This window comes from Kocuria sp. ZOR0020, assembly GCF_000800955.1.
In the GTDB taxonomy this organism is placed as follows: Bacteria; Actinomycetota; Actinomycetes; order Actinomycetales; family Micrococcaceae; genus Kocuria; species Kocuria subflava.
The window spans coordinates 1-303 of sequence record NZ_JROX01000459.1 but is presented as its reverse complement, the minus strand read 5'-3'; the positions used below and the strand labels follow the sequence as shown (position 1 = coordinate 303).

General features: G+C 32.7%; 1 protein-coding gene. It reads left to right on the top strand.

The window, feature by feature from the left end:
* On the top strand, window positions 1-303 hold a 303-nt coding region (locus L979_RS16940; RefSeq protein ID WP_047692903.1), incomplete at both ends, for an AAA family ATPase.

The following is a 303-nucleotide window of genomic DNA, read 5'->3' as shown; positions in this document are numbered from 1 at the left end:
ACAAAAGGCTTAGAAATAAAGATAATGCACCAGAAGACTTACATTTTTTGACAGGTGGAGAGTTTATGCTTGATGATTCGCACCACATGAACTTATTATATGAATACATTAAAGAAAATGATATAAAATTCGTGATCTTGGATAATTTAATGACAATGCTAAGAAATGGAGACATTATCTACGGTAAAGACTTTGAACCAATGCTTAGGAGAATTACACGCTTAAAGTTACTTTTCCAAGACGTTACTTTCTTGTTAGTAGCTCATGCAAACAAATCAGCTTATGCAAACTCAATGGACGATA